Origin of the sequence: Bacillus cereus group sp. BceL220, assembly GCF_051776965.1 — a bacterium.
In the GTDB taxonomy this organism is placed as follows: Bacteria; Bacillota; Bacilli; order Bacillales; family Bacillaceae_G; genus Bacillus_A; species Bacillus_A cereus.
On the sequence record NZ_JBPWBC010000005.1, the window covers coordinates 348,007 to 374,530 of the forward strand.

Below are 26,524 nucleotides of genomic sequence, written 5' to 3' on the forward strand. Positions count from 1 at the left end.
TGTTCCTCCCTTACTGTCCGTTTAACCATTTTTTAATTACTTTTGCAGTTCCTTCTACATGTTCTTTCGTAGCATCCTGCACTTGTTCATCTAACGTTGGTTCTTTCGGTTCTTCTGGTTCAGGTTTTGGCTCTGGCACTATTTTTTCTTCAGGAATTTCCAAGATACTTTCATTACTTGCAGCAATTTCATCTTCTGCTAAGTATTCTTCATATTCCTCTTCTTCTTCTTTCTTTCTCTTACGTCTTGCTAATAAGAACCATACTAGACCTCCGATCGCTAATAAGCCAGCTGTAATTCCACCGAATAACCACCAGTTCATGCCACTTTTTTCTGGCTCTTTCTCTTTTTCGACTTTCGGCTGATCGAACTGAACAGTTACAACGTTAACTTGACCATTTATAAAGTTACCGTTCGGATCAGCTTGAAGTCCTGCCGCTGTTCCGATTGCTTCTTTAAAAGTTGTCATATCCATTCTACGTTTTACTAGCGTATCATTATCTACCCATACAACAACATTTGTTTTCGTTAATTCTGGGTGTTTCTTAATTGTTTCAACTGTTTTATCTATTTCATAGTTTTCAATTTTGTTACCATTTTTATTATCATAGACAACTTTACCATTTTGATTATTGTTCGTACCGTAGTTTGGCACTTCACCGTTCGCTGTAATACCAGCACCTTGCTTCGTATCTGCCCCTTCTTGCGCAGTAGAACTTTCCTCTTGCTCTTGTTTACTACGAAGTACACCTTTATCACCATACTTTTCTGACTGACGTGTAACTTCATCGTAGTTTACAGATACTTTCGTATTCACTTTATATTCATTCGGTTTAAACATCGTCATTAACGTTGCATCAATATCTTGTTTTAATTTACCTTCAAGTTGGTGCTGCATCTCTACTTCTTTCTCATAAGAAGAGGAACTACTAGAATGTGCTTCATCTGCTCCTTTTGAGATAACACCTTTTTTACTATCAATAACACTTACTTCTTCTGCCTTCACACCAGGAACTGCTGCACTAATCATTTGCTGTATACCTGCAACTTGATCAGCTGTTAACAATTGGCCACGCTTCACTCCAACCGTAATCGCCGCTGTTCCTTTTGCTTTTTCTTCATCAAAAATTGTCTCTTTTTCAGGCAATGTAATTTGAACATTTGCCGTTTCAACTGTCGCAAAGTTTCTTACAATATCTTGCTCCAATTGCTTCTTCGTACCGACAATTTGCTTCATTTTTTTATCTTGCTCACTTGAACCGAGCGAGCTTTCTAATAAAATTTCCTCACCGCTTTTAGAATTAAACGGTAAGCCCATCCCATTCATTTCTTTTCGAACCCATGGAGCATCATTCTTTTGCACACGAATCGAACCATCGGCCGCTAATTGATAATCGACACCTAACTTCGATAATTCTGCTGTAATCTCTTGTTTATCTGTATCATTTAAATTTTGATATACAACAACATATTTATCTGGCAAGGTGAAGTATAAAAGTGCTCCTGTTACAATCGCTAAAAGCGCAGCACCAATTACTAACTTATGCCACGTTTTTAACGATTTGATAACATTTTTCATCTTTTCCATTTAAACACACCCGTCCACTTTCCTAAATTTGCATATTAATTAGTGACTTATAATTTTCAATAAGATTATCACGTACGAGAGCAGCTGTTTTCATTTGAGACTCAGCTTTCTTTTGCTGAATTAAAACGTCATGTGTTTCTCCTACCCCTTTAGTTAGTAAATCATATACTGCTGTTTGCGCATTGTTTTGCGTTTGATTCATATCTTCCAATAAATCAATAAACTTTTTCCCCTCAACTACAGATGTTTGAGAAGTTTTCGGTGCACCAATTGACTGAATTGCTCCAAATGGTTGTGTATGTAACATTGGTTGGATTTTCATATTACTATCTTCCCCCTTATCCTCGGCCGATTTCTAAATCTTTATCAAGCATTTTTTTATTTGCATTTAATACACTCGTATTTGCTTCATACATTTTTTGAGCAACCATAACATTCGTCATTTCAGCAGTTACATCAATATTTGGATAACGTACATATCCTTCTTCATTTGCGTGCGGATGCGTCGGATCATACACTAAATTTTCCGTTTTGTCTGCTTCAATACTTTTTATCTTTACTCCGTTAGTAGGAGCCCCATCTAGCATACTTGCAAAACTATTGTTTGATTCTAGCACCACACTACGACGCTCATATAAATCTGCCCCCGGAGCCGCCGTCGTATTTGCATTTACAATATTGTTAGAAGTAACTTCCATCCACTTTCTCGCTGTCGTTAGCCCTGAGCCACTTGCATTAATTGCCTGAAACATCCGTTGTCTCTCCTTCTACTTTTAACGTCCGCGTGCCGCTTGGTTAATTGCATATTGTGTATTAATTGCGTTAACTGAAATACCGTATAACTGATTTGTTTTCATTAAATCTAGCATTTCTGTCGTTACATCCACACTATTTCCGTCTTTATTCGTTTGCATTGATTTTGTTTGAATCTTTGCATATGTATTTTTCGTATTTACTGTCGGCAAGTGCATTTCATTCGTTTGATATAAATCTGGATTGCTCTTTAAATCAGCCGCATTGTTTTTATATAATGCACTACTTTTATTCATCTGCTCAGCAAATGTTACATCTTGTGCTTTATAGCCAGGTGTATTTGCATTTGCAATATTACTAGAAACAGTATTTCGTTTCGTCACTAAATAATTCATATAATGGCTTACATCACTCACTAAATCTGGCATATTCCACACCCTTTCTTTTCTAACGTAATGATCCACTGATAGAAGTTTCACTTCATTATTTATTTTCTCATATGCATTTATTAAAATATTTACTATTATGTACCCTTACATATTTTATTCCATTTTTCCATTGTTGTCTTTAGAAAAATACAAAAATATAAAAAAGAATGCAAATAACTGTATACACACAGTAATCTATACAACATTTCAATATATGAACTATAAACTAAAATCCATTTTTCTATTATTTAGATTACTATTATTTTTTCATCACAGTCATAAAATGAAACCTCAATCAGCGGAGTTCTTTATTTAAACGAAGGAATAGACCCCCTTTTAAAAGGGGAATCTGTTTCCAAACGTTTTTATTAATATTTACCGTAAAATGAATTAGCCTTCATTCGCCCATCATTTGTCATAATCATTTCTTCCAAAATCTTTTGCTTATCTCGAATATGCTGAGCTGCCTTAATAATGAATGGGCTTACTTCTGCTGCAACTTGCGTACGTGTTTCCTCATCCAATGTCATCATCCAGCGATTTAACATTTCACTCTTCTCAGCAAACTCTCCATCTGACACTTGCAATTCACCGATTTCATTAAAACAGCCGACAAACGTCCGATAAATATCATTGTTCATTTTCAAGTGCTCCGCGGTAACCATCTATTAAATCTTGTAACACTTTCACAATCGCATCCATGTCTTTTGCTTCACGTGTTACTTTCATTGTTTGAATTTGAATGCTAATCCAATCGTATAAGCCATATAAACTATCATATAAATCTTTCGTAATTTCAGGATTTAATTGAAGCTTTAATTCTTCAAAAATACGTTCTAACTTTTCAAGAAGTGCGTCCCCTTCTTGTAAGTTAAAAGTATGTAAAAGTTCTTCTAAATTACGAAACTCTACAATACATCTTTCATAAATAAAAATTGTATTTTTAATTGGATTACTCGTCATAATATCATTTTGCATATAACGTTGCCATGCTTGCATACGATCACTTCCTCAACTTTCATTAATCATCACTTTTTTGTTTTGTCATTGCTTTAATTGTTTTTAGTTGGCTATCAAGCGCTGCTAATGTACTCTCTAGCTTTTGATACTTCTTCACAATTTCATTTTGTTTGTCTAAATTTTGCTTTTCAATATCTTGAATCTTTTTATCTAAATCACTTACACGTGAATCAATATTTTTTACACGTTCTCCAACTACACCTTTATCACCGAATATTTTATCAAGTGGTTCTTCCATCATTTTTCCTAAACCGTTAGAACTAAAGAAAAATTGCTTCGCTGCATCAGGTTTTTCTTTTAGTGCTTGTGTTAATTTTTCATCATTAACTTCCATCGTTCCATCTTGCTTTAATTGAATACCGAATGTGAATAAATAATTACCATCTTGAGAAAATGTTACGACATTGTTCATCGCTTGACGTACACTTTGCATAATAGCTTGACCTTGGAAAACTCCATCTTTCCCAGCAAAAAGGTCAACTGTAGAAACTGCTTTATTATACTCTGCTACCATTTTTTTAATAACATTCGATGCATCTGTTACGTTTGAGTCATTTACTGTAAATTTTAGGTCTATACCTTTTGTTTTGGGATCTGTTGTTGTACCGGCATCTGGTGTCCCTTCTACTTTCGGCTCAGTTACTTTTAACAATTCAATTTTCACACCCGGAAGAGCCTCAATTGTATTAGTAAAACTTTCAGCTTCAATACCATTAATACTATATTTAGCATTTTGTGCTTCATTGATTGTATTAAGCGCTGTGCCATCCGCATTAGCTAAACCAATATCTTGAAATAGTGTAGATGTGTTCGCCTCAAACTTAATCTGTCCATCTGTCCCCTCTTTTTTCGAGGTCATGAAAATTTTATTCCCAAGTGTATAAGCTGATACACCATAATCTCCATCATTAATCTTATTAATTAAATCTTTATATGTCATATCAGTTGTTACTTTTAATTCTTTATCGCCTAGTTTTAATGTTTCATCCTTAGGAAGCTGCGCATTTATATCTTTAATGTCATTTGAAGCTATTTGATGACGCTGCGCAAGCTGTGTAATAGTCATATTAAAAGTTCCTGCAATCGCCCCACCATCAGCTTTCACATTAATGTAGCCGTCTTGTGTTGTCGTTACTTTTTTCTCATTCCCTTTAAAAGCTGCTAAATCTTTAAACACTTGAGTAAAAGGATTAAATTGTGTCTTTAAACTTGCATATACTTGTTTATCTTGCGTAAGTTTTTGCTTCTCAGTAGTATACGGTGTTTTCCTCATATCTAACGCTTGCATCTCTAATTCCACTAGGTTAGAAGTATCGATCATATTATTTCCGAGGTTCCAAATTTGTTGTCTACCACCAATACCTGTCATCGTTGTTCCTGCCATTGTTCTCACTCCTTATAGATTACATGTAGTCTAAAATACTCGTTTTACTCATCGTACTAACTGCTTTAAGCGTCGCTTCATACGTCGCATTTATATACGCTAAGTCAGAAATTGCTACCGCTAAATCGACATCTTCAATTTCTTTACGATTTTCTTGAAGCGCTAAATTTTGCTCGCTTAAAATTGTTTTAAATGTTTCCATTGTGTTCATTGTTGAACCAACTTCAGTTGTACGGTTAATGATGCCATCTAAGTTTTTCTTGTTTTCTCCTAATAACGGTTGTAACGCTTTTTGATCACCTTTTTGCATCGCTTCGCTCATCTGTTTTAACGTTTTTATAACCGGAGATAATAATGCTTCTCCGTTACGAAACGCTTTTAATTCATAACCGTCATTTAATTGCCAATTCACATCATCTTTTCCACCTTGGTATGTACCATCTTCTGTAAATGGTTGCTTCTCCGCACTATCACCACCGAAAATATAACGACCTTGCTCTTTCGTATTTGCTAAATATACAACTTGTTTTAAAATTTGATCAATCTCTGCACCGATGGCTTTCAATTCTTTTTCACCATTTTGCTCACTTAATGCTTGTACTGTTAATTGATCTGCTCTTGTTAAAGATTTCAAAACACCTTGTAAAGTATTTTCAGTTTGTGTTAATACATTTTTCGAATCCGCTATATCTTTTTGCATTTGCTCCATATTCGCCAATGAATGTTGAATCGCAAATGACTTACTTGCCGCAAGTGGATCTTCACTCATAAGAAGGTTTTTCTTCCCTGAAGTTACTTGATTTCGATGATATTGCTGTTGCACGTTCAAATCCATTAACTGATTCTTTGCCCAGTTTGCATTTTGAAATGTAGATACTCTCATTTCTATCTCCTCCTTATATATTTTCAATCAATTACTATCACCTATCGAATAATCGAAAATAGACTATCAAACACTTCATTCATCGTAGTAATAGCTTTAGAGTTCGCCACGAAATATTTTTGGAAGGCCATTAAATTAACCATTTCCTCTTCCATATTAACGCCTTCAACACCCATTTTTTCTTGCTGAATCCCCTCTAATAAATCCCCATGAATTTTTTGATAACCATTTACTGCACTTTTATCAGATGCAACACGAACTATAAATTGGTCTAATGCTGCTTTATAAGAAAGACCTTCTTTATAATTTCCATCTGTAATTGCTGCTAGTTTATTTGCTGTTTCAGCAGATATTTTCATTTTCGAAATATCTTTTTGGAATTCTGGATTTAACTTCATATCCTTCGCATAATCTCCAACGAAGAAATCTTTTCCCATCACTGTATTCACTTGATTTTTCACTGAACTCATTAAGTCTTCAAGATTTTTTTTATAATCAACAATCTTCGCTTTCGTATCAATCGCTGATTTTATCGCTCCGCTAGTTACAGAGATTTCTGAACCGTAAATTTCAACTGACATTGGGTCTTTTTCTTTATTTAATTGAAGTGGATATGTATCTTGTCCATTTACTGTTAAAATACCATTCATTCTAACACTCGCGATATTAGGATTCATAGATTCATAAGATACTTCGATGTTTGCATACTTAGACATCTCTGTAACGATGCGATCTCGTTCGTCTAAAAGTTGATTCGGCACTTGTGTACCCGCTTGTCCAATTTTATGATTCGCTTCTGCTAAACTAGCAGCAAGACGATTAAATTCATTAACATGCGCTTCAATATCTTCTGCCGTCTGCGCTTCCACTGTATCTAAGTTTTTCGCAAGACGATTTACTTGACTTGTGAACTTCCCAGTTTCAGAAATTAATGTATCGTAGTAGTTTGGTTGTTCTGGATTTTTTGCCACTTCACGAAAGGCATTAAAGAAACCGTCCATTAAACTAGATAATGAATTCTTTCCTGTCGTTCCAACCATAGACTCTACACGTGATAAAGTCGAATTCATATAGTTATAGTAAGAGAGCTGAGATAATTGATCATTAAACTGCTTCGTCTTTACCTCATCAGTAATACGGTCAACACCTAGCGTTTGTACACCGTAACCAATTCTCTGTTCTGGCGTATGACCATTGCTTGCTCCAACAGATCCGTAATTCACCATTTGACGCACATAACCCGGTGTATGAATGTTAGACAAGTTTTGTTTCGTTGTTTGTAACCCCATTTGAGCCGCTAACATACCCGATAGCGGTGTATTATAATCAGATAATCTCATAAAGCTTCACTTCTCCTTTACAATAGTTCGTTCATAAAGATTTGCGAATTATTGTTTCGCTCTAAGTTATATTCAGAAACAGAATCCACAATACTTTCTGTAGTTTTTAATAGTACGTTTAAGTAATATTGATTTTTCAAAAGAATCATTTTTACATTCTCTTCTAATTCAGTTACGTTTTTTTGTAATTCTTCCATTTTTTTAATTTCTTCTTGAGAAAAATACGAAAATAACGCACTTACACGAAACGATTCAACTCCTTGTTCTTTACAGAACTGAACAACCATTTCTTCAAATGAGCTTGATAACCCTTTTAAACCATCAATGTACTGCAATTGCTCTACTTGCAACTTTTGAACTGCATTTACATTTTTATTTTTTAAATTCTCATATATTTGCTCTCCAAGCGCTTGAATATTTTCATACGCTTTTTGAATAATAACGAGTTTTTCATATAATTGTATGTACATATAGCTTCCTTCCTTTTACAAGACTAAATTCACAATTAAACCATGGATTTCTCCAATTTGATTTAACATTTCTAAATGTCCTGTTTTCGTATTAATTAAATTCATCACATCTTCTAATTCATTCAATCCCATTTCTGCCTGTTTCACAATCGTCATTTTCTGTGAATATCCGTAACGTGGGTGACGAGACATGACATCTTTATACTGCAATACATTATCAACGTAAAAATTCAAAAATGATTTTACTGTATTTTTGTATTCCATTACATTATCAAGCGTTAATTCCATTTCAATTTTCTCTTTAATTTCTCCAATATTATCGACAAACGCTTCCATTTGTTCTATTAATTTATCTTTTTTCGGATCTGCATGCAAATTATCCGAAAATGCAAGTCCTGTCCTGACATTTGCTTCTTTCGGCATTTGAGTAGCAGGCGGTATATGCGATAAAATTGGATTATGCGAGATAGAACGTAGCATATATATCACCTATTTATTTTTTTATTTCTTCCTAAACTTAATCGTAAAATCCAGTTATTTATAATTATACTCTGAACAGTAATATTTTGCAGTTATTTTTTATAAAAGATATGTTACAATTTAGCATGAGGTGGCACAATTCTATGAATATTTTCCTTTGTGGTTCAAATCAATTAACAGCATTAGATCAAGAAGAAATTAAAAAATTTTTAACTGACTATGCTCACAAACATAAAATTTACATATTATGTTATAAATCTATTGAAAATGAGGTTCTTCGTTTTTTCGTTGAGAATGAAAGACTCGCTCAAAATTTATGCCTTTACACGCTGCAACCATTGCAAGCAATAACAGATGAATTTCAAGAAGTCGTTGATTACTTAAAAAAACACGGAGCCGAATATGTTGCTTTCGATCATCCTTCTGACTCCATTTACCGATCAGATTATATGTTTTTTGTTAAACAAATTATTGAAGACACTGATTTAGTTCTCTGTTTTTATAATGGGGACAAACATACATCTGTCATCCCTGTCGATGTTGCAAAAGAAGCAGGTATTGATGCTGTCATTTATGATTTACCAGGATTACATGAAAAGCAAATGAAAAAAAGCTTTGAACAAAAAATTCGTATGATGTAAAGGGGGAGGCACAATATCATTATTGTGCCCATTGTAAATATGATAATTGAACAAGATTATGATCATTTTATCGCGAGTTTTAAACAACAATTCAATATGGATATCGCTTCTTATAAACAAGATAGAATGCGCCGTAGAATCGATGCTTTCATTTCGAGAAAAGGCTTCGAAAACTACACTAATTTTTTAAACAAATTACGCGCTGATCAAAATTTATTTTTAAATTTTATTGACTATATTACAATTAACGTTTCAGAGTTTTTTAGAAATAAAGAACGCTGGCAAACTTTAGAGTCGAAAGCACTACCAAAATTACTCGAACAAAATAGCGGAAAATTAAAGGTATGGAGTGCCGCTTGCGCTGCTGGTGAAGAACCGTACACACTCTCTTTAATTTTATCAAAGCATCTAGCTCCATTTCGTTTTGAAATTCAAGCAACAGATCTTGATTTTCATATTTTAGAAACCGCAAAACGCGGTCAATATACAGAACGTTCTCTGAAGGAATTACCTAATGATTTGAAAGAACGTCATTTCACAAAAGAGAATGATATATATTCATTGCATCAAAACATTAAACAAAACGTTACGTTCAAACAGCACGACCTTTTAATGCAGTCGTTCGATACAAATTATGATTTGATTATTTGTCGTAACGTAATGATTTATTTTACAGAAGAAGCAAGAGTAAAACTTTATGAAAAATTTAGTCGTTCTTTACGAAAAGGCGGTGTACTATTTGTTGGTAGTACGGAACAAATTTTAACACCCGAACGTTATAATCTTCAGCGATTTGATACATTCTTCTACGAAAAAATATAAAAGAGGTCGTCACAATGGAGTGACGACCTTTTTATATAACTCGAATTAAAATAATACCGACAATCCATATAAAGAGAAAAAGAAACGTCATAGACCATTTATGTTCTTGCACCGTATGTTTCAACGCCTGTGACAATTGTGTCATGTTCATTTCCGCAAGCGCTCTCCATACACTTACATCCCGATCTTTAGCAATACGGTCTGTAACGCTAATTAAAATTGTTTCGTTAGACAGTTTCGTTATATAAGCAGTAATAACCGTTACCATCAAATTTATATTTCCTTCTGAAGAATCACTTTCCACTCTAGAGATAAGTGCACTCACATCTAGTAACGGAATATGTACTTTTCTACCAAATGATAGTTGTACTTCAGCGAAATCATACGTTCCATCTAACAAAGGAAGTTCTTTTATATGCGCCTGCTTAACAAGCCCTTGTAGGCTTCTAATTACTTGTTCAAATATTTTTTCTGTTTGCTTACCTTCTCCGGATAACGTATGTAGCTTTTTAAAAAGTTGTAACACTGTATCCATCTCTTTAGAAAGCATTTCCTTCATAATCTTTCCATCACTTAAACTTGCAAGTAAAATACCTATTTCATTATTTTTCGAAATAATTTTAGACTGTCCAGTAAACACTAAATTGCTACGCTTTCGTTCTTTCTGGATTTCATGCTCCGAAATAGCTGCAGGCTGTTTTAATGGTTGTAACGCCTTATCTTCAATTGTCGTACGTTTAATCTCCATTTAAGCGCCTCCACTACTATGAAATAATTAGCCCCATTCTTTATTACTCTTTAAAACTAAAAACAGTACGAATAAACCTGACATGATAGTAAACACATCAGAAGCTTGCACTCCCTGTTCACCTTTTTCTTCTTTCTTGTCTTTCGGTTCTTCTTTTTGTTCTTTCTTTTTAGAGGCAACTTGTTTGTTATTTTTCTCTTTTTGGTTCTTCCCCTTATGTACTTCCTTGTTGTCTTCGAACGGCTCTTTTATAACGTAAGTAAATTCCTCTTTCTCTTTCAACGGTTCTTTTATAAACTTATTTACTATCTCATCTTGCTTCGGAATTTGAACAACTGGCAAATTTTCTTCTGGAAGCGGGTTTTTGACTTTCGAATCTTCTTGTTTCTCATTTTCTTTCTTATCTTCTAATTCATTTTCTAGTTTATTATCTAATTTTTCTTCTTTTTCTTTCTCTTCTATCTTTTTATCATCTTCGTTTTTTGGCACCAAAACAGAAATGGTATATTCACTTTCCTCAACAAGTTTATTACCTGCTGCATCTATTATCTCTACAAGTAATTCGTATGGCCCAGCCGGCAATGCTTCTGTTATTTCAAATACTTTTTGCCAATCCATATCATGCTTGTTGTAGTCTAATAAAAAGGAAAGCTCTTTATTTTCTTTCCCTTTTAATGTAACGCGCACTTCTTTTACAACCGATTCTATATCTGACGCTTTTACTCGTATATGTATAGAATCTCCCTGTTTTCGTTCAACTAAGTTCTCTTTTACTTCATCAATAGTAACTTTCTGTAACTTTGGCAATTCTTTATCTATAGTTGGCGTTTCATTTTTAATACGAATGAGCGGGACTTTCACTTCATTTTTTATGAGCTCTTCTTTCTCATTCTCTTTGTAACTTTGAACGAGCTGAAGATTCCAATCACCTTGCAAATCAAAATCCCCTGCTTTATAGTTAGCAACCCAGCTCTTCGTTTCTTCATCATACTCAAAAGATAACATTCTTTCTTGCGCATATTGCTCGCCATTTTTTTGTAACTGCAATATACCTTTCATACTTTGAATGTTTTTCCCATTCGGTTCTACAGCAATTCGCACCTCTTCGCCAACTTTAAGCTCCAGCTTATTTACTGTAATAATTCCCTGTTCTGTTTCTATCTTTCTTTCACTCAATTGTTTATTTGCTACTTCTTGTTGTTCTGCTTCTTTTTGTTTCTCTTCTTTTTGTTTCTCTTCATCTTGTTTCGTTTCCACTTGCTCTGGCGGTTCTTGAGATTCCTTATTTTCTTCTTGTACATTCACTTCACTTATTTTTTGATCTGGCTCAATTTGTTCCTCAGCCTGACTTTGCAAGGGGAAGAACAAGCACACATGTATGCATAGCCAACTCATTAGAAAAAACTTTACGTTTTTCATCTACTAGTTCAAACTCCTATTTCAATGCCTTATAGTGATTTCGTCACTTTTACTCCGAAAAATCCATCTACATTTACAAGTTCACCATACGCCACTAATACATCATTTACATAAATACGAATTGGTTCATCAATATCCTCATCTAGTACAACTGCTTCATTTTCTTGTAAACTTAATATATCTTGAATCGTTTTCACTGTACTTCCAAATACAAATTTCACGTTCATTTCTACATTTTGTAGAATGGACGTGTCCATATATACTGGTTCCATTTGTTTTACTTCTTTAAATTCAATAGGTTGCACAACTGGTTCTACAATTTTTTCTTCTTCAATTTCTTCTGTGGCAATCTCTTCTTCTTCCACCATTGGATACAGAAGTCGCCTTACCATTTCTTTCGCTTCAGAAATTGGCAAAATTTGATACATTTTCGATTGAAGCAGATCACCAATTTCAAGATTGAACGTAATTTGAACGAGTTCGTCCACTTCCATTGACTCTCCCAAATACTCCATTTCTTCTTTTAACGTTACAAATTTAACATTTGGCGGCGTCATGTCCATTTTTTCTTGGAACATTTCTGACATCGCCGTAGCAGCGTGACCCATCATTTGGTTCATAATTTCTTTAATACCGCTCAGTTCTAATTCAGTAAGCTCTTTTTCCGGATCAACTTCCCCTGTTCCCATCATCATTAAATCTACCATTGTTAAGGCGACATCTTTCGTAAATACGAATACATTCTCATTCTTTAGCCCTTCAACAAAGTCAACATTTAAAATAACAAATGGCACTGGTACTCCATCATAATGACGAACATTGATTGCTTCCACATTTGGTGTACTAATTGTAACTGGCTGATTTAAAAGCGTTGACAATACTGTTGAAGCGGAACCAATTGAAATATTTGCAATTTCACCAAGCACATCTTTCTCTTCTTGTGTTAAATGCTCTTTTTCAACTTCTTCTACAATCTCAGTTTCCACTACTTCTGCTGGCTCGTCTTTTTCTTCTACTCCACCAGATAATTGCATTAATTTATTTACCATTTGTTTCGCATGCTCAACTGAAACAATTTGTACAAGTTTAGAGTTTACAAGATTATCTATCTTTAAATCAAACGACACTTTAACAATCGTATGATTCCCATCGATTTCAGAGATTTTCTCCATTTCTTCTGATAACTTTACAACATTAATCGTCGGCGGAGACATATCTACTGTATCTTGGAAGAATTCAGACATAGATGTAGCTGCGAATCCCATCATTTGATTCATCGCTTCTTGTACAGCACTTAGTTCTAATTCACCAAGTTCTTTTCCATCCTCCACTTCACCTGTTCCCATCATCATTAAATCAGCAATGGACAATGCAACATCTTGTTTAAGAACAAGAAGATTTTCCATATCTAATCCTTTTGTAAAATGAATGTTTAATACAACATGTGGAACTTCGACATCTCTTGAATCATATAAATCTACCAACTCTATGCGAGGAGCAGTAATGCTTACTTGCCTATTTAAAATCGTTGATAATACAGTCGAAGCTGAACCAAATGATATATTTGCAATTTCGCCAAGAATATCGCATTCTTGAGGCGTTAAATGCTCATTTTCTTTTTCTAGCACAATCGTGCTCGTATCCCCTTTTGTGTGTTGCTCAGGCATTTTCCCTGCCTCCTCATTTCTGTTTTTCTATCAAATAATATAAACTCTCATTTGATTTTAGCAAACTTATTATATAAAACGTTAATATGTATGTATTCCCATTATTAGATTAGTAACGATTAGCCAAAAAGCTCCCCAATTGTATACAAGTGGGGAGCTTTCCTTCATTCCTATTATAAACCTTCTGGGTTTAAAATGAGGACCACTCGTCCATCACCGAGAATCGTCGCACCAGAGAAATAGTTAGAACTCTCTGCAAAGAAGTCACCTAATGACTTTAAGACTATTTCTCTTTGACCGATAATTGTGTTTACAATAAGTCCATAGCTGCGATGTGTATTACGAACAATTAACACAGGAACCATTTGACCATCATATGACGCAAACGCCTCATCTACTGTTTTTTCACCAAATACAGTACTTAAATGTTTCACTTCAATAATTTGATTACGATAATTTAACACATCTTTTCCTTGTAAGGATTGGATGTCTTCTCTCTTAATTCGAATTGCTTCAACGATATTTCCAAGAGGTAAAGCATAACGCTTATCATTCGTTTGAACAAGCATAGATTGAATAATAGATAACGTTAATGGAAGTTCAATTCTAAATGTACTTCCCTTTCCTTCCTCAGAATCAATAATTAAATGTCCACCTAAACTATGAATCGTATGTTTTACAACATCTAATCCGACACCGCGTCCAGAAAGATCTGATACAACTTCAGCTGTACTAAATCCCGGTTGGAAAATAAGATCAAACACTTCACGATCTGTTAATCTATTCGCATCCGCTTCAGTTACAACGCCATTTTTAATCGCTTTTTCTAATACTTTCCCTTTATTAATACCGTTTCCATCATCCGTAATTTGAATAACGACATGATTTCCACTATGAAAGGCTTCTAATTTAATCGTACCTGTCTCATTTTTACCTGCATCACGTCGTTTTTCAACAGTTTCAACACCGTGATCGATTGCATTTCGAATTAAATGAACGAGCGGATCGCCGATTTCATCAATAACAATTTTATCTACTTCAGTATCTTCACCTGTAATTTGTAAATCGATTTTTTTCCCTAAATCTTTCGCTAACATACGTACCATACGCGGGAAACGATTGAACACAGTTTCAATCGGCACCATACGCATATTTAATAGTACATTTTGAATATCTTTTGAAATATCGCCTAATCGATTTAAATGTTCAATTAGCTCCTTGTTTTGAATTATTTGAGCCAATTCATCAATGCGCCCACGTTCAATTACACTTTCTTCAAACATATTCATTAATCTTTCGATTTTCTCTAATTGAACACGAATTGAACGATTCTCCACTTTAGCATTTTTCGTTTTTGTAGTACTTTTAGCTGGCATAGTACTTGAAGGTTGATTCGTTGCCTCTATCGGTGATTTTACTTGCGTAACCACAGCAGGTTGTAGCTTTTCTTCTACTTGCACAACTTCTTGTGTCACGACTTTTTTAGAAGCTACTTCCTTCGATATAGGTTCTCCTTGCTTTACTTCCACTTTCTCAATTTCAGAAACATGAAGTACTACTTGTTTCAACTCTTCTATACTACAATCCGTATCCATAAATACTGTAAATTCAAATCCGAAAGCATCTGCTTCAATTTCTTCAATACTCGGAGCTGTTTTTTGTATATTCCCTACATTTTGCAATGCTTCAATACACATAATGGCACGTACTGCTTTTAAAATCGCTTGCTGTTCAACTGTTATATGCACTTCATGCGAAACTCCATCATCGGTGTCTATATGATTTTGCTCTATATGTTCCGTAGGAGTTTCTACATTACCGTTCAATAATGCTTCTAATTTCTGTTTAGTTGAGGCTACATCAATATTGCCCATTCCACCTTGTTGCACATCTGCAACCATCTTCTCCAAATTATCAATGCACTCAAAAATCACATCAATAATATCCGCATTTACAACTATATTTCCATGACGAATTTCATCTAACACATTTTCCATCTTATGCGTTAAATCAGCCATTTCCGTAAATTCCATGCTCGCAGACATACCTTTGAATGTATGAGCGGATCGGAATATTTCTCCTACAACATCCATATCAGCAGGATTTTGTTCTAACACTAGCACATTTTCATTTAGCGACTGTAAATGTTCTTCTGACTCTTCGAAAAATATATTTAATAGATCTGTTTGCATTTTTATCCCCTACCTGTCTAACAAACATTTCATTTATGTATAACAATTTAGTGTTTTACAATGAGAAAAAAGGGGGCCACACGTCGATCCGCTATCACTGTTTTGATTCCTTGTGGCACCCCTTCTATATTAACTATTTGCTACTTTTGTTAAAGCTTCAATTACACGATCCGCTTGGAATGGCTTTACAATAAAGTCTTTTGCCCCGCCCTTAATTGCATCTAATACCATACCTTGTTGTCCCATTGCAGAACAAATAACAACCTTTGCACTTGAATCAATTTTAATAATTTCTTTTAATGCTTCAAGCCCGTCCATTTCTGGCATAGTAATATCTAATGTTACAATATCAGGTTGAAGTTCTTTATACTTTTGAATTGCTTCTACCCCATTCTCTGCTTCGCCGATAACTTCAAATTCAGCATTACTTTTTAATAAGTTTTTAATCATCGTTCGCATAAACATCGCATCGTCTACTACTAAAATTTTATGTGCCATTCTTTTTAATTCTCTCCTTCTATGTATAAATATATCTTAATATTTCACCTTATCATTCTCACTCATTATACAAAATAAAATGATAAAATTTAATATTTTTTTAAAAGAATTTTCGTATTTTTATTATTTTATTATTAAAATAATAATATACTACTCTTTTATATAAATAACAACGCGACGGTTTTTTTCCCAGTTTTGCGGTGAATCATTTGGTACAATTGGCTTTGTGTCTGCATATCCTACTGCAGCTAGCCTTTTATCATCCACATTATACACTTCAATTAAATGGTGAATCATATTTGCCGCTCGTGCTGAAGATAACTCCCAATTAGAAGGGAATTTCTCGTTATGAATAGGTCTACTATCTGTATGTCCCTCTACAACAATTGGGTTAGGTACGGATTGAAAAAATCCAACTAATTGACTTATTATCCCTTTCGCTTCGGGCTTAACGTTCGCATCGCCTGTATCAAATATTAAATTATCTACTATAACGACGCTTACCCCTGTATCCTCTCGATATACATTCACTTGACTAATACCGTTATTATCTACATACGCTTTCAACTTCTTATATAATTCATCCATTCTCTTTTTTGAGATCATTTTTTCATCATTTTTTTCATGTGAAATATCTGGTATTGTATTTTCCATTACTTTTGCATCTACTTGCCCCGTATCACTAAACTTTTCAAGCATCTTTGACAATTTTACTGCATCTTGCTTTGATGTAGCAACTAGTAATACGAAGAAAGTTAATAATAACATCGTTAAATCTGTAAAAGTCGTCATCCAACGAGGGGATCCCTTTTGCGGTCCTTTACTCATCATACCACTCCTTGAAATATTAGGCTGCTCCTTTTACCTTTTTTACCTTTGTTTCGTATACGTATGTATCCAGTTTCAACTTTAATTTAGAAGGGATTTGTCCGCGATACAATTCTGAAATTGCTTCTATTACAAACTTCTTCTCTGTATATAAATCTTCAATACCACGGTATACTTTTTCCGACAGAGGGATTGCAATCATATTCGCAAGTACAGACCCATATAATGTCGTTAACATCGCAACTGCCATCCCTGTACCAATTTGCGATGTATCTTGTAAGTTTTGGAGCATAATGATAAGACCGATTAACGTACCAATCATTCCCCAAGCTGGAGCAAAATCACCAATTTTATCTAATAATGCCGCTCCTTTTCTTAACTCATACACTTCCGTTTCAATATCTTTCAATAACACTTCTTTTAATTCATCTTCATCGTAACCGCTTAACATTAATCGAATTCCTTTTTGAATAAAAGGATTGTCTACTTGCTCTCCATCAACCTCTAAAGAAAGCAAGCCGTTCTTTTTAGACTTTTTCGAAAAATCAACAAACAAATTCGTTAACTGTTCTAAATCTTCTTCTCTTCTATGTAAAACAGTGAAAATACTTTTCGTATATTTTTTTATTTCTCCAAATCGATATGCCACAACAATTGTCGCTGTTGTTCCCCCTATGACAATTAAAATAGATGAAATATCTAAAAAGTTTTTGAAAGCTTTTATTCCACCGCCGCCAAGCATAATCGCCGCTATCACTATGATGAAACCTACTATAATGCCCACTGGGCTAGAAATATCAAACTTCCTTTTTCTTCTTTGTGGTCTAGCTAATACTTGATTTTTTTCTCCCATATTTCTGCCCTTTCCTTTCCATTTTCATATAACATTTTTTTATTTTAATAATACGTTTTCACATATAACATGTATTATACGCTTATCATCTGTTTATCGCAATATACTCATGAAATTGACACATTTCATTTCTATATTAGAATTATGGTATAAAAACATGAGGAGGCTCACGATGGAACACAACATTTTACAAGTCATTGCATTAGCAGAAAAACTAAAATATGAAATGCGACATAGCTGGCTTTCCAACGGGCGTCAAGAAAGTGTTGCCGAACATACATGGCGTATGTCTCTAATGGCCATTTTAGTTGAACCTTATTTGGATCAAAAAGTAAATATTGAGAAATTACTTAAAATGGTTATTATTCACGACCTAGTCGAAGCCGAAGCTGGTGATATCCCTGCATTTGATACGATGAATAGTCACGAATTACAGCTACAAAAACAAAAAAATGAACTAGAAGCTATTTTAAATATTAAACAAACGTTAACAGGTTCTCTCGGTGAGGAATTATATGACTTATGGATGGAGTTTGAAGCAAAAGAAACGTACGAAGCAAAAGTTGCTAATGCACTCGATAAACTTGAGGTGAAAATCCAGCATAACGAAGCTGATATTGATACGTGGCTACCAATTGAACATAAAATGACATTCCAAGTAGCAAAGCATACAAACTTTGATTCTTTCCTATCTAAATTACAAAAAATTATTGAACAAGATGGAGAAAAGAAGTTAATTGCTGCCGGCATTGATGTTGAGGCATGCAAGCAATAATGAAATAAGACACTCAACAAGAGTGTCTTATTTCATTATTGTTGATATAGCCTGCTTATAAATAAGCTGTTGTTTTCCATCCACTAAAATTAAAACTGTAAATTTATCTACTCCAACAACTTCTCCTACTATTCTAACGCCACTCTTTAAGAAAATTGTAACTGTACCTTTTTCTTCTTTTATTTGTTTATACAATTCTTCCTGTAAATGTTCCAATTACTGTCCTCTCCTTTCTGTGAAACATCTTAATATAAAAAACTATAAATTTTTTATTTATGCACTTTGTCTTTTATATTCATAAACTTATTAATTAGTATATCTAAATCACGACTAAATAACAAAACTTTATCATGATCCAATCCGTGTCTCGCAACAAGTTGAATTAATTCTTTCTTTTTGTTTTCTATTTTATTTTGTAATTGTCCCATCTCCATCTCTATACTAAAACTCCCTTTTCCCATAATATTACTTGTAAAATTATAGTACATATTCTCTCATAAAAAAATAAAAAAATGGTTTTTTTTACAATTTTTTATTTTTCTATGCCTAAATTACGAATCATGTAAAGGTTTATTTACAAATCACTAACATACAATCCTAATGAATCTACAGGCATTTGTCTAATTATAAATGAGACTGGCTCGTTTTCTATACAAAAAACATACTGTATATAGTAGTCCATGAACCATATAGATTAACTTACTAAAAAGGAGGAAAACATATGAGTTATGGTGGAAGTTGCGCTGGTTTCGGCGGTGGATTTGCTTTGCTTATCGTACTATTCATCCTTCTAATCATCATCGGATGTAGCTGTTGGGGTGGCGGCGGATACGGATATTAATATATCCTATCCTTGACAAATGAACTAAAAACTATAGAAAAACAGCTCATATTTGAGCTGTTTTTTTCATACTTTCGTATGAATTTATATCCCTCTTATTTGCGATTTCAACTAGCAACATATTGTTTACTATGGAATAAGAAACATTTTTACTAAGGGGGATTACAATGATTAGAGGTCTTTACGAAGCGCATTTACCTGTCCGCAACTTAAAAGTATCAATACCTTTTTATGAATCACTAGGGCTAAAATTATATAAACGAGGAGATAATATTGCTTTCTTTTGGATTAAAGAAAATGAGAGTTGGCTCGGCCTTTGGGAAGGCACAGAATACAAAGTGAATTATCACCCCTCTTTACGACATATCGCCTTTCAAGTAAGTTTACATGATTTAGAAAATGCGATTCATTGGCTAAATCAAAAAGGAATTTCAGCACGAAAAGACTTTGGAATGGAACCAATTGAACCGATTGTTTTTCCGGAATTAGCACATGCAGCCGTATACTTTAACGACCCTGATGGAAATAGTTTAGAATTGATTGCACAATTACCTGTTGGACTTCCTACAGCGGAAAAAGTGTATTTAAGTGAGTGGAAAGAACAAATTCAAACATCGTCATTACATAAGGAGTAATCTATTTATGTCGGTTTCTTATTCCACACTTCTTAAAACAAATAAAAACTTCAATAAACTATTTTATGGGCAAACATTAAGTGTACTTGGGGATTGGTTCCATACGGTAGCTTTATTAACATTTGTCTACAGTATAACGGAATCGCCGTTTATGATCGCACTTACTTTTATAAGTAAAAGTTTACCACAGCTTCTTCTTAGTCCATTCATAGGCGGAATTGTAGATCGTTTCTCTAAAAAGAATATTATGATTTTTACCGATATTACACGGGGAATTCTAGTCCTTACATACTTACTCGCAGGCTATAAAATTGAGATTATTTTCATTGCTAATATATGTTTATCTGTACTTGCTTGTTTATTTGAACCGGCTAAACAAGCAACCCTAAAAAATATTGTACACCAAAATCATTTCGTAACTGCTAACTCTCTTTCTAGTACAATTAATGGTTTTATGTCTATTATGGGGGCTTCTTTGGGCGGAGTAATTGCACAATCTTTACATATTGAGTTCGCTTTTTTAGTAAATAGCCTATCATACTTTCTTTCAGCCTATTTTATTTATAATATGAGTATTCCTGCTCATGATACTTGTAACAAGAACAAAGCATTTTTCACTGATATAAAAGGTGGTTATACATACATATTACAAACAAAAATCATTTTAACATTAATTCTTGTCGGCATTTCATGGGGGATTATTGGAGGCGCTTATCAACTACTTCTAACGATCTATGCCGAAAAAATTTTCCATACGAACATTGGGATTTTATATACGGTTCAAGGGGCTGGGCTTATGATAGGAAGCCTTCTCGTTAATCTTTATATATCCCATAATAAAGAAAAAATGAAAAAAGTATTCGGTTGGTCCTACTTATTACAAGGAATTTTCTTTCTCGGATTCATTCTATCCGATCAACTTATTATCGGTATCATTACTTTATTCTGTATGCGTATAGCAGGAGGAATCATCGTTCCACTTGATACGACATTACTTCAAACTTACACACACGAAAATATGATAGGTAAAGTTTTTTCATTCCATTATTCTATTTACGGATCTCTTATTCAGTTATCGATGTTTTTTACAGGAGGGCTGTTAGAAATTCTTTCTCCTCAAATGATTGGTAGTTTATTAGCTATATGTTGTATTTTTGTAAGTTTTATATGGCTGTTTTTATTTTATCGCGGGGAATTTAATGAAGAATCTCCTTCTACTTAATAGCATGTTTATAAACATGCTATTTTTATTTATGTCGAAATACAGAGGAAAAAGACGATTTATTTTCCTTACGTTCTAATTTTTTAGAATGTACAATAAATTTAGATTATAAGAAAAGGGGTGCCATAATGTTTGACGATAGACTTACTATTTCAGCTGAGCAGCAGAAGCTCATTTCCAATGCAACTCGCATTCAAATTCTTCACCTTTTAAAAGATGAAGCACTTACTGCAAAACAAGTTGCTACTAAACTAAATAAATCTGCTGGAAGCGTACATTATCACGTTCAAATTTTATATGATGGAGGGTTGCTTGAATTAGTAGAAACGAAGGAAAAACGAGGGATTATTGAAAAATATTATAAAGCAAAAGCTGCTCATTTCTATATTGAAGAAAGCGGCACAGAAGGAACGAATACAGGTAGTCATATTGTATCTCATTTATTTTTAACTCCAGAGGAATTACAACAGCTTACTTGGGAGATTACACAAGTTTTATTACGCTGGGAAAACAAAACCGCTCGTCAATCAAACTCTGAAGAGGAATACGCTATTTCCTGCAGGATTAAAAAACAATGAAAGAAAGGACCATTTATTCATGAAAAATAAATTATTATTATTGTCGGGAACAGGAATTTCTCGTTTAGGTGATTTTATGTATCTCATCGCTCTAAACTTAATGGTGTTAAATAGCACAAACTCACCTGCTGCTGTAGCAGGATTATGGATTGTTGGTCCAATCGCCACTGTTGTTACAAAAATATGGTCTGGTAGTATAGTAGATCGATTAAACAAACGGTCCATTATGCTCATCACAGATATAATTCGAGCAGCTCTCATTGGCTGTATTCCATTATTTGATTCTATTTGGGCCATTTATATGTTCATCTTTTTAACTCGCATCGCTACATCATTTTTCGATCCAGCTTCATTTACTTATAAAACAATGCTCATACGAGCTGAAGAGCGCGCTCAATTTAATGCATGGAATAGCCTATGTACAAACGGGGCTTTTATTATCGGTCCAGCTCTTGCTGGAATACTTCTCACCACGTACTCAGCAGCCTTTGTTATTTACTGCAACTCACTTTCATTTCTACTTTCTACCATTCTCATTTACTTCTTGCCAAACATTACATTACAAACAAAGCAAAACGAAGAAGTTGCAAATACTTTTGTACAAACATTACGAAGTGATTGGAAACAAGTTTTTTCGTTCGCTCGAACAGAAACGTACATTATTCTCATATTCGTTTTATTTCAAGCGACTATGCTTGTTTCTATGGCACTCGATTCACAAGAAGTTGTTTTTACGAGGCAAGTACTGTTTTTAACCGATATAGAATACAGTATGCTTGTTAGTATAACTGGCGCTGCTTACGTTTCCGGTTCATTTCTCGTCTCTCTCTTTGCCAAACGATTACCAATTCAACATTGTATCGGATTAGGTATGATTTTCACAGCAATAGGCTATGTAATTTTCGCCTTTTCAAATTCATTTATAGTCGCAGCAGGTGGTTTCATTTTACTTGGTATTTCTTCATCATTTGCTGGTACTGGCTTTATAACATTTTATCAAAATAACATCCCTATATATATGATAGGACGTATCGATAGCGTGTTTGATTCCATAAAAAATTTCATCCAAATCTTTTTCGTTTTAGCAATTGGGGCATCCGCACAATTTCTTTCCGTTCAATTTACTGTAATAAGTAGCTCGTTACTCATTCTTTTCCTTTCCTGTTTATTAGCAATCCGGGTAATGACTCCTTCACGAGAAAAATACTTTAAAACTACAGGATCATCATTAGAATATTAAATGCAACATAAAAAGCGGCTATTTGCCGTGCAGTAAGCCTCCCACTGATTAAAGTTTCACTTTATGTTAAAATATTTATTAAATTTGATTATGTAGGGGGGCTATTTTGGAAATTATATTCATTTTCATATGTATTATATTAGTAGCTTCTATTTTACAAACAAGTACAGGTTTTGGCTTTTCTATTATGGCAACACCTTTCTTACTCATGTTATTTCTACCACAAGAAGCTATACAAATAAATATCATTTTATCATTAATTATTTCCATATCACTCATTTGGAAAATAAGAATAGATATTGATTTTATACTACTGAAAAGATTAATTTTCGGAAGTATAGTTGGTGTTCCTTTTGGCATTTTCATTTTCACTTCCATTAACATCAACACTTTTAAATTAGCAATTAGCATCCTGCTTTTACTATTAACGTTGATGCTAATATGCAACTTTAAGATTAAATCAACAAAATCTAGAGATTTCTTAGTGGGCGGATTATCCGGTCTTTTAACGACAAGTATCGGTATGCCAGGACCACCCCTGTTACTTTACTTTACAGGAACTGATACGAAAAAAGAGAAATTGAGAGCAACTACTTTAGCTTTTTATCTATTTATATATTTCATTAGCCTACTAACTCAAATACTCTTTACTGACACAAACAAAACAATTTGGGAATCAAGTTTTTACGCTATTCCAATCGTATTTCTAGGTTTGTATATAGGGCAAATTATTTTCAAACGGCTTAATAAACGAATTTTCAAAATATTTACGTGCATCCTTTTAAGTTGCACGGGTATGTATCTTCTTATTGAAAGTTTGCATTTATTATAAGTAAGTTTTTCAAAATACAAAATCATAAATAAAATACTAACCAAACGATAAAAAGCGGCTATTATGCCGCTTTTTATTTTCACATTAAATATTTTAAAACTAGAAGCCCAGCTATCGCTATTACAAACACATTGAAAAAAATCATCCAACTTTTTTCGAAATCTTTATATCTCTCTTCTTTCACTCCACATTGTTTTAGCCTTCCAATTAAAACTGTTAATTCTTGATTATACTCTTTACTTCCTAATTGTATATAATTGTTATTTATTTTAATTCCATATACATTTTTCATTTTTTTATGTTGCGAAACTGCTTGAATTGAGTTTACTAATACACTGTATTCATTTAACTTTTTAAAATAACAATCTAACGCTATAATTTGTAACCTTGTATTAGTTAAAACAATGTAATAATAAAATGTAGCACCTGTGGTTAATATATTAGGTATAACTTTAGAATTTACAAGACTTCCTTCTTCCACTAATATTTCACATTGTATTTCCTCTCCTTCTTGCAACTCTTTCCGAACTGATTTTTCCAACATTTGCACCGTTAATTTCTTCAATAACTCCCCGTTTTTCACATAATACTTATCTATATTGATAGACTCATTTGCTTCTTTCTCTAAACGTGTAATTTCTTCCTCTGAATATTGGAGCTCATTTAACATCGATAATAATCTTTTATCCATATTACACACTCCCTTTCCACAGTTTTTGAAGTTTTTTCTTCCCACGAGAAATTCGATTGTATATATAATCTGCCGTTACTTTTAATTCTTTTGCAATATCGTCAATGGAATACCCATCAATATACCTCTTTAAAAAGATATATCGATCTTTCTTATTTAAATCTTGAACAATTTTCATAATCTCTTCTTCTTGTTCTATTTCATACCTATCATGGACACTTGTATCTATTTCTACGTCCTTATCGATTTTATTCTCTTTATATACTTTCTTTTTATATTCCAATGCCTTCAATTTAGTAATACCAATCATCCAAGATTTTAAGTTTCCCTTTTCTGTATCAAATTGGTCGATATTAAACCAAATAACAGTAAATACATCGTTATAACAATCATCCACATATTGTTTTTCAGTAGGGGTACTTAATGATTTATGACTAATGTACAAAATTAATTTTCCATATTGATCAATCACTTCTTTCAAAGCATCTTGATCATGTTTTTTCATAGCTATAATTAAATCCTCTTCAGAATCGAAAATCATATGCATCTTCCTTCCTCAGTTCCCCTTTAGCAGCTGCCTTTACTTACTATTGGTATTTCATTCTCATTTTCTATCACTTTTGTAAAAATTTATTAACTTTTATTTCTATATATATGATAACAAACGAAATACCTAAGATCAGAAAGAATAGACAACTTTCTGATCTTAGGTATTTCTCCTTTCAAAAAAGGCAAACCCGCATCACAGGTTTGCCTCTTTACTCACTTCTTATTTAATCCTTTTTCACTTAAAAACTCTTTCATATGCATTCTTTTTTCTTTAGACATAAACGAACTCATTGATTCCGTCCATGTTACGCTTTTCTTGTTTGATGATCTTTCTTTGTAATACGAGTTCATCGTTTCATCATATTCATTTAATAATTCATCATATTTCTTTTCATCATATCCATTTTCATGAAGAACCGCTGCTACCGGTAAGCGTGGTTTAACTCCATGTTCTTCATCTGGTACACCGACTGTCATTCCGAATACAGGATATACTTTATCTGGTAAATGAAGCAATTCGCTCACTTCTCTCGGATTATTACGAATACCACCAATATAACAAATACCGTATCCTAATGACTCTGCTGCTAACGCTAAGTTTTGCGCAAAAAGTGAAGCATCTACCGTCGCAACGATAAAGTCTTCCACCCCTTCATGCTTTATCTCTGTACCATGTTTTTCACATGCAATTTCAAGTCGTTTTAAATCTGCACAACAAACAAAGAATGCTGCGCAGTCTTTCACATGGCGATTTCCGGATAACTCTGCTAATTTAGCCTTTAATTCCTGATTTGTTACATATATGACAGAATACGCCTGTACAAAATGTGATGAAGCCGCATGCTGTGCAGCGTGCACCATTTTTTCTACTACATCTTTCGGAATTGATTCTTCTTTATATTTACGAACTGAAACGTGTTGCTCTATCTTATGTATTATCTCATTCATGAAAATCACTCCTTTTTCTCTTCATAATGAAAAATTAACACATCTTTTTCAATATTCACAACTTATAAGCACAAAAAGAGCAATTCTTTTTGAACTGCACCCCAATTGTTAGACACAGTCTAACAATTGGAGGTGCAGTTTTTCTATGGCTAAATTTACAGCTGATGAAAAAATACAAATCGTTCTACGTTATTTGAAC

General features: G+C 33.6%; 32 protein-coding genes. 9 read left to right on the plus strand and 23 right to left on the minus strand.

From position 1 onward, the window contains the following. Nucleotides 1–10 precede the first annotated feature (10 nt). The 11 genes from fliF to ACS2FK_RS16640 form a co-directional block, all read right to left on the minus strand. Nucleotides 11–1,588 carry a flagellar basal-body MS-ring/collar protein FliF gene (gene fliF / locus ACS2FK_RS16590; RefSeq protein ID WP_063546971.1) on the minus strand — a complete coding sequence of 526 codons (1,578 nt, stop codon included), beginning with the start codon at nucleotides 1,586–1,588 and terminating at the stop codon, nucleotides 11–13. 22 nt (nucleotides 1,589–1,610) lie between these two features. Next, entirely contained in the window at nucleotides 1,611–1,910 is a 300-nt protein-coding gene (gene fliE / locus ACS2FK_RS16595) for a flagellar hook-basal body complex protein FliE (protein WP_000701672.1), read from the minus strand. Nucleotides 1,911–1,926: 16 nt separating this feature from the next. Next, the gene (gene flgC, locus ACS2FK_RS16600; RefSeq protein WP_000484680.1) at nucleotides 1,927–2,340 is read right to left on the minus strand and encodes a flagellar basal body rod protein FlgC; all 414 of its coding nucleotides are present in this window, start codon (nucleotides 2,338–2,340) and stop codon (nucleotides 1,927–1,929) included. A 21-nt stretch (nucleotides 2,341–2,361) separates the two neighbouring features. Next, nucleotides 2,362–2,820, minus strand: a complete 459-nt coding sequence (gene flgB / locus ACS2FK_RS16605; RefSeq protein ID WP_003277601.1) for a flagellar basal body rod protein FlgB — start codon at nucleotides 2,818–2,820, stop codon at nucleotides 2,362–2,364. 317 nt (nucleotides 2,821–3,137) lie between these two features. Next, on the minus strand, nucleotides 3,138–3,410 hold the full coding sequence (locus ACS2FK_RS16610) for a hypothetical protein (protein WP_063546970.1): 273 nt from the start codon (nucleotides 3,408–3,410) through the stop codon (nucleotides 3,138–3,140). Beyond that, a complete protein-coding gene (fliS, locus tag ACS2FK_RS16615) occupies nucleotides 3,400–3,768 on the minus strand; it encodes a flagellar export chaperone FliS (protein ID WP_001149524.1) in 369 nt (122 codons plus the stop codon). Before fliS ends, ACS2FK_RS16610 begins: the two co-directional genes overlap by 11 nt. 22 nt (nucleotides 3,769–3,790) lie before the next feature. Then, a complete protein-coding gene (locus tag ACS2FK_RS16620; protein WP_063546969.1) occupies nucleotides 3,791–5,173 on the minus strand; it encodes a flagellar hook-associated protein 2 in 1,383 nt (460 codons plus the stop codon). 19 nt (nucleotides 5,174–5,192) lie between these two features. Continuing rightward, on the minus strand, nucleotides 5,193–6,056 hold the full coding sequence (locus ACS2FK_RS16625; RefSeq protein ID WP_063546968.1) for a flagellar hook-associated protein 3: 864 nt from the start codon (nucleotides 6,054–6,056) through the stop codon (nucleotides 5,193–5,195). A 41-nt stretch (nucleotides 6,057–6,097) separates the two neighbouring features. Then, a complete protein-coding gene (gene flgK / locus ACS2FK_RS16630) occupies nucleotides 6,098–7,396 on the minus strand; it encodes a flagellar hook-associated protein FlgK (protein ID WP_063546967.1) in 1,299 nt (432 codons plus the stop codon). A 17-nt stretch (nucleotides 7,397–7,413) separates the two neighbouring features. After that, on the minus strand, nucleotides 7,414–7,866 hold the full coding sequence (locus ACS2FK_RS16635) for a hypothetical protein (RefSeq protein ID WP_063546966.1): 453 nt from the start codon (nucleotides 7,864–7,866) through the stop codon (nucleotides 7,414–7,416). 15 nt (nucleotides 7,867–7,881) lie between these two features. Continuing rightward, nucleotides 7,882–8,346 carry a YaaR family protein gene (locus tag ACS2FK_RS16640; RefSeq protein WP_000946319.1) on the minus strand — a complete coding sequence of 155 codons (465 nt, stop codon included), beginning with the start codon at nucleotides 8,344–8,346 and terminating at the stop codon, nucleotides 7,882–7,884. A gap of 143 nt (nucleotides 8,347–8,489) precedes the next feature. Between ACS2FK_RS16640 and ACS2FK_RS16645 the strand changes: the two genes are divergently transcribed. Both ACS2FK_RS16645 and cheR read left to right on the plus strand, forming a co-directional pair. Then, nucleotides 8,490–8,987 carry a flagellar motor switch protein FliG gene (locus ACS2FK_RS16645; protein ID WP_001020110.1) on the plus strand — a complete coding sequence of 166 codons (498 nt, stop codon included), beginning with the start codon at nucleotides 8,490–8,492 and terminating at the stop codon, nucleotides 8,985–8,987. A gap of 39 nt (nucleotides 8,988–9,026) precedes the next feature. After that, the gene (gene cheR, locus ACS2FK_RS16650) at nucleotides 9,027–9,809 is read left to right on the plus strand and encodes a protein-glutamate O-methyltransferase CheR (protein WP_000582875.1); all 783 of its coding nucleotides are present in this window, start codon (nucleotides 9,027–9,029) and stop codon (nucleotides 9,807–9,809) included. Nucleotides 9,810–9,840: 31 nt separating this feature from the next. On the opposite strand, the gene ACS2FK_RS16655 is transcribed toward cheR, so the two are convergent. From ACS2FK_RS16655 to ACS2FK_RS16685, 7 genes are all read right to left on the minus strand, one after another. Next, a complete protein-coding gene (locus tag ACS2FK_RS16655) occupies nucleotides 9,841–10,557 on the minus strand; it encodes a hypothetical protein (RefSeq protein ID WP_063546965.1) in 717 nt (238 codons plus the stop codon). A 27-nt stretch (nucleotides 10,558–10,584) separates the two neighbouring features. Then, entirely contained in the window at nucleotides 10,585–11,976 is a 1,392-nt protein-coding gene (locus ACS2FK_RS16660) for a hypothetical protein (RefSeq protein WP_063546964.1), read from the minus strand. 29 nt (nucleotides 11,977–12,005) lie between these two features. After that, on the minus strand, nucleotides 12,006–13,643 hold the full coding sequence (locus ACS2FK_RS16665; protein ID WP_001115016.1) for a flagellar motor switch protein: 1,638 nt from the start codon (nucleotides 13,641–13,643) through the stop codon (nucleotides 12,006–12,008). Between the two features lie 173 nt (nucleotides 13,644–13,816). After that, nucleotides 13,817–15,835 carry a chemotaxis protein CheA gene (locus ACS2FK_RS16670; protein WP_001192617.1) on the minus strand — a complete coding sequence of 673 codons (2,019 nt, stop codon included), beginning with the start codon at nucleotides 15,833–15,835 and terminating at the stop codon, nucleotides 13,817–13,819. 129 nt (nucleotides 15,836–15,964) lie between these two features. Beyond that, nucleotides 15,965–16,333 (minus strand): response regulator, encoded by a 369-nt coding sequence (locus ACS2FK_RS16675; protein ID WP_000940568.1) that lies wholly within the window; start codon nucleotides 16,331–16,333, stop codon nucleotides 15,965–15,967. A gap of 150 nt (nucleotides 16,334–16,483) precedes the next feature. Beyond that, on the minus strand, nucleotides 16,484–17,161 hold the full coding sequence (locus ACS2FK_RS16680) for an OmpA family protein (RefSeq protein ID WP_000033627.1): 678 nt from the start codon (nucleotides 17,159–17,161) through the stop codon (nucleotides 16,484–16,486). A 19-nt stretch (nucleotides 17,162–17,180) separates the two neighbouring features. Continuing rightward, nucleotides 17,181–18,014: a MotA/TolQ/ExbB proton channel family protein gene (locus ACS2FK_RS16685; protein WP_000504188.1), complete on the minus strand. Its 834-nt coding sequence runs from the start codon at nucleotides 18,012–18,014 to the stop codon at nucleotides 17,181–17,183. A gap of 172 nt (nucleotides 18,015–18,186) precedes the next feature. Here ACS2FK_RS16685 and ACS2FK_RS16690 point away from each other — a divergent pair, with 172 nt between their 5' ends. After that, a complete protein-coding gene (locus ACS2FK_RS16690; protein WP_016513063.1) occupies nucleotides 18,187–18,789 on the plus strand; it encodes an HD domain-containing protein in 603 nt (200 codons plus the stop codon). 27 nt (nucleotides 18,790–18,816) lie between these two features. Here ACS2FK_RS16690 and hfq read toward each other — a convergent pair whose 3' ends face one another. Together hfq and ACS2FK_RS16700 are read right to left on the minus strand one after the other, a co-directional pair. Then, nucleotides 18,817–19,005 (minus strand): RNA chaperone Hfq, encoded by a 189-nt coding sequence (gene hfq / locus ACS2FK_RS16695; protein ID WP_000400665.1) that lies wholly within the window; start codon nucleotides 19,003–19,005, stop codon nucleotides 18,817–18,819. Nucleotides 19,006–19,058: 53 nt separating this feature from the next. Next, the gene (locus tag ACS2FK_RS16700) at nucleotides 19,059–19,277 is read right to left on the minus strand and encodes an aspartyl-phosphate phosphatase Spo0E family protein (protein WP_000291691.1); all 219 of its coding nucleotides are present in this window, start codon (nucleotides 19,275–19,277) and stop codon (nucleotides 19,059–19,061) included. Between the two features lie 233 nt (nucleotides 19,278–19,510). Between ACS2FK_RS16700 and ACS2FK_RS16705 the strand changes: the two genes are divergently transcribed. The 6 genes from ACS2FK_RS16705 (at nucleotide 19,511) to ACS2FK_RS16730 (ending at nucleotide 24,137) form a co-directional block, all read left to right on the plus strand. Next, nucleotides 19,511–19,630 (plus strand): YjcZ family sporulation protein, encoded by a 120-nt coding sequence (locus ACS2FK_RS16705; protein ID WP_000120179.1) that lies wholly within the window; start codon nucleotides 19,511–19,513, stop codon nucleotides 19,628–19,630. A gap of 167 nt (nucleotides 19,631–19,797) precedes the next feature. Further along, on the plus strand, nucleotides 19,798–20,265 hold the full coding sequence (locus ACS2FK_RS16710; RefSeq protein ID WP_033696135.1) for a VOC family protein: 468 nt from the start codon (nucleotides 19,798–19,800) through the stop codon (nucleotides 20,263–20,265). A 7-nt stretch (nucleotides 20,266–20,272) separates the two neighbouring features. Then, nucleotides 20,273–21,487, plus strand: a complete 1,215-nt coding sequence (locus ACS2FK_RS16715) for an MFS transporter (protein ID WP_063546963.1) — start codon at nucleotides 20,273–20,275, stop codon at nucleotides 21,485–21,487. A 128-nt stretch (nucleotides 21,488–21,615) separates the two neighbouring features. Beyond that, entirely contained in the window at nucleotides 21,616–22,065 is a 450-nt protein-coding gene (locus tag ACS2FK_RS16720; RefSeq protein WP_000459089.1) for an ArsR/SmtB family transcription factor, read from the plus strand. A 19-nt stretch (nucleotides 22,066–22,084) separates the two neighbouring features. Next, nucleotides 22,085–23,305, plus strand: coding sequence for an MFS transporter (locus tag ACS2FK_RS16725; protein WP_000791674.1), 1,221 nt, complete (start codon nucleotides 22,085–22,087; stop codon nucleotides 23,303–23,305). A gap of 106 nt (nucleotides 23,306–23,411) precedes the next feature. Further along, the gene (locus ACS2FK_RS16730; protein ID WP_063546962.1) at nucleotides 23,412–24,137 is read left to right on the plus strand and encodes a sulfite exporter TauE/SafE family protein; all 726 of its coding nucleotides are present in this window, start codon (nucleotides 23,412–23,414) and stop codon (nucleotides 24,135–24,137) included. Between the two features lie 79 nt (nucleotides 24,138–24,216). Here ACS2FK_RS16730 and ACS2FK_RS16735 read toward each other — a convergent pair whose 3' ends face one another. From ACS2FK_RS16735 to nfsA, 3 genes are all read right to left on the minus strand, one after another. After that, nucleotides 24,217–24,828, minus strand: a complete 612-nt coding sequence (locus tag ACS2FK_RS16735) for a hypothetical protein (RefSeq protein WP_063546961.1) — start codon at nucleotides 24,826–24,828, stop codon at nucleotides 24,217–24,219. Nucleotide 24,829: 1 nt separating this feature from the next. Next, nucleotides 24,830–25,375: a sigma-70 family RNA polymerase sigma factor gene (locus ACS2FK_RS16740; RefSeq protein WP_063546960.1), complete on the minus strand. Its 546-nt coding sequence runs from the start codon at nucleotides 25,373–25,375 to the stop codon at nucleotides 24,830–24,832. Nucleotides 25,376–25,590: 215 nt separating this feature from the next. Beyond that, nucleotides 25,591–26,325, minus strand: a complete 735-nt coding sequence (nfsA, locus tag ACS2FK_RS16745) for an oxygen-insensitive NADPH nitroreductase (protein ID WP_001002379.1) — start codon at nucleotides 26,323–26,325, stop codon at nucleotides 25,591–25,593. Nucleotides 26,326–26,524 lie beyond the last annotated feature (199 nt).

Bases quoted from the DNA above. Each gene is read 5' to 3' on its own strand.
- nfsA (WP_001002379.1), bottom strand. From the start codon at position 26,325: ATGAATGAGATAATACATAAGATAGAGCAACACGTTTCAGTTCGTAAA.
- cheR (WP_000582875.1), top strand. From the start codon at position 9,027: ATGATAATTGAACAAGATTATGATCATTTTATCGCGAGTTTTAAACAA.
- ACS2FK_RS16685 (WP_000504188.1), bottom strand. From the start codon at position 18,014: ATGGGAGAAAAAAATCAAGTATTAGCTAGACCACAAAGAAGAAAAAGG.
- ACS2FK_RS16635 (WP_063546966.1), bottom strand. From the start codon at position 7,866: ATGTACATACAATTATATGAAAAACTCGTTATTATTCAAAAAGCGTAT.
- ACS2FK_RS16675 (WP_000940568.1), bottom strand. From the start codon at position 16,333: ATGGCACATAAAATTTTAGTAGTAGACGATGCGATGTTTATGCGAACG.
- ACS2FK_RS16660 (WP_063546964.1), bottom strand. From the start codon at position 11,976: ATGAAAAACGTAAAGTTTTTTCTAATGAGTTGGCTATGCATACATGTG.
- ACS2FK_RS16725 (WP_000791674.1), top strand. From the start codon at position 22,085: ATGAAAAATAAATTATTATTATTGTCGGGAACAGGAATTTCTCGTTTA.
- fliE (WP_000701672.1), bottom strand. From the start codon at position 1,910: ATGAAAATCCAACCAATGTTACATACACAACCATTTGGAGCAATTCAG.
- ACS2FK_RS16700 (WP_000291691.1), bottom strand. From the start codon at position 19,277: ATGTACTATAATTTTACAAGTAATATTATGGGAAAAGGGAGTTTTAGT.
- ACS2FK_RS16655 (WP_063546965.1), bottom strand. From the start codon at position 10,557: ATGGAGATTAAACGTACGACAATTGAAGATAAGGCGTTACAACCATTA.
- ACS2FK_RS16620 (WP_063546969.1), bottom strand. From the start codon at position 5,173: ATGGCAGGAACAACGATGACAGGTATTGGTGGTAGACAACAAATTTGG.
- ACS2FK_RS16640 (WP_000946319.1), bottom strand. From the start codon at position 8,346: ATGCTACGTTCTATCTCGCATAATCCAATTTTATCGCATATACCGCCT.
- ACS2FK_RS16670 (WP_001192617.1), bottom strand. From the start codon at position 15,835: ATGCAAACAGATCTATTAAATATATTTTTCGAAGAGTCAGAAGAACAT.
- ACS2FK_RS16645 (WP_001020110.1), top strand. From the start codon at position 8,490: ATGAATATTTTCCTTTGTGGTTCAAATCAATTAACAGCATTAGATCAA.
- fliF (WP_063546971.1), bottom strand. From the start codon at position 1,588: ATGGAAAAGATGAAAAATGTTATCAAATCGTTAAAAACGTGGCATAAG.
- ACS2FK_RS16740 (WP_063546960.1), bottom strand. From the start codon at position 25,375: ATGCATATGATTTTCGATTCTGAAGAGGATTTAATTATAGCTATGAAA.
- ACS2FK_RS16710 (WP_033696135.1), top strand. From the start codon at position 19,798: ATGATTAGAGGTCTTTACGAAGCGCATTTACCTGTCCGCAACTTAAAA.
- ACS2FK_RS16625 (WP_063546968.1), bottom strand. From the start codon at position 6,056: ATGAGAGTATCTACATTTCAAAATGCAAACTGGGCAAAGAATCAGTTA.
- ACS2FK_RS16665 (WP_001115016.1), bottom strand. From the start codon at position 13,643: ATGCCTGAGCAACACACAAAAGGGGATACGAGCACGATTGTGCTAGAA.
- ACS2FK_RS16735 (WP_063546961.1), bottom strand. From the start codon at position 24,828: ATGGATAAAAGATTATTATCGATGTTAAATGAGCTCCAATATTCAGAG.
- ACS2FK_RS16610 (WP_063546970.1), bottom strand. From the start codon at position 3,410: ATGAACAATGATATTTATCGGACGTTTGTCGGCTGTTTTAATGAAATC.
- flgC (WP_000484680.1), bottom strand. From the start codon at position 2,340: ATGTTTCAGGCAATTAATGCAAGTGGCTCAGGGCTAACGACAGCGAGA.
- ACS2FK_RS16715 (WP_063546963.1), top strand. From the start codon at position 20,273: ATGTCGGTTTCTTATTCCACACTTCTTAAAACAAATAAAAACTTCAAT.
- flgK (WP_063546967.1), bottom strand. From the start codon at position 7,396: ATGAGATTATCTGATTATAATACACCGCTATCGGGTATGTTAGCGGCT.
- fliS (WP_001149524.1), bottom strand. From the start codon at position 3,768: ATGCAAGCATGGCAACGTTATATGCAAAATGATATTATGACGAGTAAT.
- ACS2FK_RS16705 (WP_000120179.1), top strand. From the start codon at position 19,511: ATGAGTTATGGTGGAAGTTGCGCTGGTTTCGGCGGTGGATTTGCTTTG.
- ACS2FK_RS16680 (WP_000033627.1), bottom strand. From the start codon at position 17,161: ATGAGTAAAGGACCGCAAAAGGGATCCCCTCGTTGGATGACGACTTTT.
- ACS2FK_RS16690 (WP_016513063.1), top strand. From the start codon at position 18,187: ATGGAACACAACATTTTACAAGTCATTGCATTAGCAGAAAAACTAAAA.
- ACS2FK_RS16720 (WP_000459089.1), top strand. From the start codon at position 21,616: ATGTTTGACGATAGACTTACTATTTCAGCTGAGCAGCAGAAGCTCATT.